The organism is uncultured Methanobrevibacter sp. (assembly GCF_937906425.1).
Taxonomy (GTDB): Archaea; Methanobacteriota; Methanobacteria; order Methanobacteriales; family Methanobacteriaceae; genus Methanobrevibacter.
The window spans coordinates 1-5,536 of record NZ_CALCYR010000190.1 but is presented as its reverse complement, the minus strand read 5'-3'; the positions used below and the strand labels follow the sequence as shown (position 1 = coordinate 5,536).

Here is a 5,536-nt window from a genome sequence, read left to right as displayed (position 1 = left end):
ATATTTTCAAATATTTTATTAAAAATATTTTTTTAAAAATTATTCTAATTATATTTTCAAATATTTTATTAAAAATATTTTTTTAAAAATTATTCTAATTATATTATTTGTGGTTTTGATTAAGGAGGTTAATTGTGGATTTAAAACATATGCTACTGGCGATTCTTGTTGTTGTTGTAGTAATCGGAGCTTCTTTTTTCTTGATAAATTATGATGATTCTGTAAAGTATGAAAGTTTGGAAGTGTCAAACTCATGTTCCATTGATATTCCAATATCTGATGAATCCAATTCATCTGTAATCAGTGAAGGAATAAATTTTATTAATGACACACAACATGACTTAATTGTTTATTACTTTAACAGTGAAAATGGAAGTGCTGTTGCAGCGGCGGAATTGGCATTTTTACGTGATGACTTTAAGGCTAATGCTACAGAACAGACTGTTGTTAATCAAACTGTTTGGTATAATGAGGAAAACGGAACTTATATGGCATTTTTAGGAAGTCCTGAAACTCATGATAATGTAATGATTGTTTGTAAGGATCAGGAAATCCTTGAACATATGATTAAAAGTTTAAAAATTTATACCTTGGGTGATAATGCTACAGGTGAAACAAATGGGGCTGCTGATGTTTCAAGTTCCACAACAGATGCCTCTTCAACTAGTTCAAATACAAGTTCTGTTTCAAGCACTGCTTCAAATTCTTCTTCAAGTGATGGCTATTATTGGTCAGGACAAGATCAGGATTATATCAAGGAATACACTGATTCCAATGGTATCCAACACATTGACCGTAAGAATGGTGTAAATGAGGCTTACGATCCAAGCACTCAAAAACATTATACCAATGGAGTAGAAGACACTGATGCATACAATCAAGATTTTAATTAATTTTGATTTTCTTTTTTTATTTTTTTTATCAAATTTTTATTTTTTTTCTTTTAGCTATTTTTAATTCTTTTTAAGAGCTGTTTTTTGTAATTTTTTATTCTTTTTTTCTTTTAGCTATTTTTAATACTTTTTTTATAATTTTATATTCCTTTAATATGAATTTTAACTACTTTTTCCCTAATTTTATAATATTTCTATTAAAATATTAATGTCACTTAATTAAATGATAATGTCATTAAGTTTAAGAACGAAACCTTTATATACTATAAAGTTCATAATACTAATTGTGATTAGAAAAAACTTCTGAAAAACGAAAGTTTTTCTTATTTTTTTCAAGCATTGAATTTGTCACTAAACTAAAGAACACTTCCTTTGTTGTTTGTTTCATAGTTTTCTACTATCAAAAAACTTTTCATATGTTTTTTGCTTTGTGTATATAACTCCATATGTTCAACTGTTTAAATATTCCACGGATCATTTTGTTCATAAAAACACCTTTAATAATTTGATTCATGCTTTTAAAAAATAAGATCTAATCCTGGTCTTGGTGAAAAAATTTGAAAACTCCAATTGGGTTTTTTAAAATTTTTCATCAATTGTAGTTAAACTTAAAAATAAATTTAAAAAATTTCAAAAACCATAAAATTTAAAATTATTTAAAAATTTCAAACACTATAAAATTTAAAATAATTTAAAAGCTGTTGAATGAATTTTCAGGCTTTGATTTAAATATTTTATACATGAAAAATTTTCTATTGTATAATTTTTCAGCAAAATCAAAACTCTTGAAAATCTATAAAATTCAGATTTGCCAGTAAACTTCAACGGTTTTTAAATTCTACTAAAAATATTAGTCATATTAAAAGATCTCAAAATTTAAAAACATTTTTAACATAATAAATGACCTCTCAAAAGAATGGATATTTTGATTAATTTTAATGAAATTTTAAAATTATCTTAATATCCAATAGATTTCATTATGTATATTGTATACATTGTTCGTAAACTCATGTAAAAAAATTGGGATTTTTTTTATTTATTTTTAAGTTAAATTTTTTAAAAAAAATTTCAGGAGCTGTATCTAAAAATTATGATTTATGAAAAAAATGATGATTGCTTGTCAATTGCCTATCTTGCAGGATCCTGCCGAAATCTTGCAGCAAAAGGCAAGAAAAAGCTGAAAAGTTTTAATCATCTTTATTCAATTGTTTTAAACTTAAAGGAATTAGATAAGAAGTATAATGTTTACCCATTAGGTTTGATGTTTTCTGTTATGTTACTTGTATTGATATTGATTTAGATTTTTAAAGTCTAATATTTAAAAATATTTCATTGTTCATGTTTACCGTCCTCCATTGATTTTTTTAATAGGGCACGGGGGTGGTCTTATTGAAAAATCAATATTAAATTATCAATCGGTAAAATCTGGAAAAACATGGGGGTGGTTTTTTCAGCTTTTTGGGAAATAGGGGGTGATTTCCCATAATTGATAATTTAACTTGAAATATGGATTGCAGATGCAGTTCATATTTCTAAAACTTTATATTCATGATGAAATGTGGATTATTGGGGGTGATCCATATTTTATTATCATAAAATGGATACGGGGGTGCTCCATTTTCACAAGGATGTAATTAGGGGGTGACTACATCCTTTTTCCAAATTGTCTATTTTTTTAAATCTAAGTTTTTAGGACATTTATTTTCTTCAATTTAGAATCAATTTTAGAATCGATTTAAAACTATTTTTTTAATCATAATTTTCATTTAATTTATTTCTGTAATTTTTTAAGATATTTCTTAAAAGATAGCTTTTTTTCTAAATCTTTAATCCTTAAGTTTAAGAACAATAAAAATTATAATTATTATAAAATGATATTGGATATATTTTTAAAACTTTCATTTTCTGTTTTTTAAATTTTTCAATTAATAATTTTTTATAATTTTTTTTCAGGGTGAATGTATGATTCAAAAATATAAATTTGAAGAGATTGCAGATATCTTTACTGGAGTAAGGGTCAAAAGGTATCAGGATGGAATTACCCATAAGGAAAGGATTCTTAAAAAAACATATTCGGATAACAGTTCCAAGCTTGATGTGGAGGATGTAGAGGTTACAGATGACATAAGTGAAAAATTCTTCTCTAGAAAGAATGATATTGTTATCCTATTGGCAGGATCTAAGGTAAGTAAGATAGAGGAAGAGGGCATTATCATTCCAATGTATTATGCAATCGTTAGGGTAAAGAAGGGATTTGATGTTGATTTCATATTCCATATTCTTAAAAGCGACCTCTTTCCAAGGGAATTGCATAAGATTGAAGAGGGTTCAACATTAAAAATCATCAAAACTACTCATCTTAAATCAATTAATATAGCTCTACCTGATTATGAAACTCAAAAAAATTATGGTAAGCTATTTAATTTAATGGACAAACGAATAAACTTAAACTTGGAACTTGTCGAGCTTGAAAGATCAATCGAAAAATCAATTATTCATGAGGTATTGTCTAAAGGATAAATCATTTAGGGGAATTGATATGGAAAGTGAATTGGGAAATCAGTTGTGGCATATTTATCAGGATTTGAAAAATTCAAATGAGATTGGTTTTTTAACCGATGAGGATTTTCAGAAGTACTTTTTAGGTCTTGTTTCATACAAGTATCTCTCTCTAAACATTGAAAGGTACTTGGATAGGAAAGTAATGGAAGATTCTAGGAATGATTTTTCAAGTTTTGAAGAGGCTTGGCATGATGATTATTATGATAAAGGCGGCTTGCGTGATGATTCCGTTAAAGAATTAGGTTATTTCATATATCCGGAATTCTTATTTAGAAATATTCTTCATTCCAATAATAATTTTAAGATAGGGGATTTGAATTTTGCCTTTGATCAGATCAGCTCCTCTTCCATGGGCACTGACAGTCAGGAGGACTTTGAGAATTTATTTGAAAGCGTTGACTTATATGCTTCAACATTGGGCAAAACTCAAAATGATAAAAATAGGGTTATTTTGACTATTTTAAATGCATTGGATTCTGTTGACTTTGATTTGAATGATTATAATTCAGCTACCTCCCCTGACTTTTTGCCTATTTTAAGTTTTAATCCACATCCCTACCAAGGTCGCGCCAAGGCAGAATTTCATAATCTTAAAGAGATTGATTTTATGGAAGATATGGTATTGGCAGATTACCTTCCTGAAAAAAACTATGAAAAAAGGAATTTAAGCAGTGAAGAAAAAGAGGGCTATGATTTAGAGCATGAAAGGAATTCCTATAAGGAATTTTCTTCCATAGGATTTGATTCTGAAAATGAAAGGGATTCATATATAAAATATTCTTCCATAGGATTTGATTCTGAAAATGAAAAGGATTCCTATAATGAATATTCTTCCAGGGATTATAAGTTTAAAAGACAATACAGCATTGGAGATGCATTTGAATTCCTCTTAAGTAAGTTTTCTCTTTATGCCCACAAGACCCATGATTTTTACACTCCTCATGAATTGTCATATCTCCTTTCAAGATTGGTCTGTATTGGCAGGGATAAATTTGATGCGGTTTATGATCCCTGCTGCGGTTCTGCATCTCTTCTTCTTGAACTGAACAAGCAGATTGACTGTGACCTTATTTGCGGTCAGGAAGTGGATACATATTACTACAACCTTGCAAGGGAAAACATGATTCTCCACAACCTTCACTTTAAGAAGTTTGAGATTAAGCAGGGTGATTCCCTTGAAAATCCTCAACATAGGGGTAAAATCTTTGATGCAATAGTGTCCCAAATCCCTTATGGAATTCCATGGTCTGCAGATAAAAGCTTATTGTATGATGAACGGTTCAAGGATTTCAAGGTTCTTCCACCTAGCGGCAAATCGGAATATGGATTTATCATGCATATGCTTCATTATCTTAAAGCTGATGGTGTAATGGCAATTCTTGCACCTTTAGGTGTTCTATTTAGAGGTGCAAAGGAGGAAAAGATTAGAAAAATGATCATTTCCGACTTCAATTATCTGGATGCTGTAATCGGACTTCCTGCAAACATTTATTACAGCAAGAACATTCCCTCATGTATAATGGTCTTTAGGAAGGACAGAGGCTATGATGATGATATTCTGTTTATTGATGCATCACATGACTTTAAGAAAGTGAAGCTAAGAAACAATCTGAGAACTGGTGATATTGATAAAATCATTGAAACTTATGAAAATAGGGAAGAAATTAAGAGGTATTCCCATAGAGCTGATTTAAGGGAAATCATTGAGAATGATTTCAATTTAAACATTCCTAGATATGTGGATACCTTTGAAGCGGAAGACCCTATTGATCTTGAAAAGATTTATAAGCGTAGACTTGAAGTTAAAAGAGAATTGAATGAGATTACTCATGAAATCGATGAATTGTGTAAGGAGATTGGGATTGAAAATCCTTTATTGAAGTGATTTTGTTTATTTTTTCTTATTTTCTTTTTTTTTAATTATTCTTAGCTATTTTTAGCTATTTTTAACTATTTTTTATTATTTTCTTTTCTTTTTAATTGTTTTTAGCTATTTTTATTATTTTTTATTATTTTTTATTATTTTTTTTATATAGTTTTCACTTGAAATCCAACCGATTAGTTTTCAAATGCTCTTGCAC

Annotated in this window: 4 protein-coding genes; all 4 read left to right on the top strand. The window is 28.5% G+C overall.

Annotation, left to right across the window (positions count from 1 at the left end):
- Positions 1 to 134 precede the first annotated feature (134 nt).
- The 4 genes from Q0138_RS05430 (at position 135) to Q0138_RS05415 (ending at position 5,340) form a co-directional block, all read left to right on the top strand.
- A complete protein-coding gene (locus tag Q0138_RS05430) occupies positions 135 to 893 on the top strand; it encodes a hypothetical protein (RefSeq protein WP_297981839.1) in 759 nt (252 codons plus the stop codon).
- Between the two features lie 1,090 nt (positions 894 to 1,983).
- Positions 1,984 to 2,193 (top strand): hypothetical protein, encoded by a 210-nt coding sequence (locus Q0138_RS05425; protein WP_297981837.1) that lies wholly within the window; start codon positions 1,984 to 1,986, stop codon positions 2,191 to 2,193.
- A gap of 662 nt (positions 2,194 to 2,855) precedes the next feature.
- Positions 2,856 to 3,413 (top strand): restriction endonuclease subunit S, encoded by a 558-nt coding sequence (locus Q0138_RS05420; RefSeq protein WP_297981836.1) that lies wholly within the window; start codon positions 2,856 to 2,858, stop codon positions 3,411 to 3,413.
- A 19-nt stretch (positions 3,414 to 3,432) separates the two neighbouring features.
- Entirely contained in the window at positions 3,433 to 5,340 is a 1,908-nt protein-coding gene (locus Q0138_RS05415) for a type I restriction-modification system subunit M (RefSeq protein ID WP_297981834.1), read from the top strand.
- Positions 5,341 to 5,536 lie beyond the last annotated feature (196 nt).

Coding starts and splice junctions, on each gene's coding strand:
- Q0138_RS05425 (WP_297981837.1), top strand. CDS start 1,984: ATGATTTATGAAAAAAATGATGATTGCTTGTCAATTGCCTATCTTGCA.
- Q0138_RS05420 (WP_297981836.1), top strand. CDS start 2,856: ATGATTCAAAAATATAAATTTGAAGAGATTGCAGATATCTTTACTGGA.
- Q0138_RS05415 (WP_297981834.1), top strand. CDS start 3,433: ATGGAAAGTGAATTGGGAAATCAGTTGTGGCATATTTATCAGGATTTG.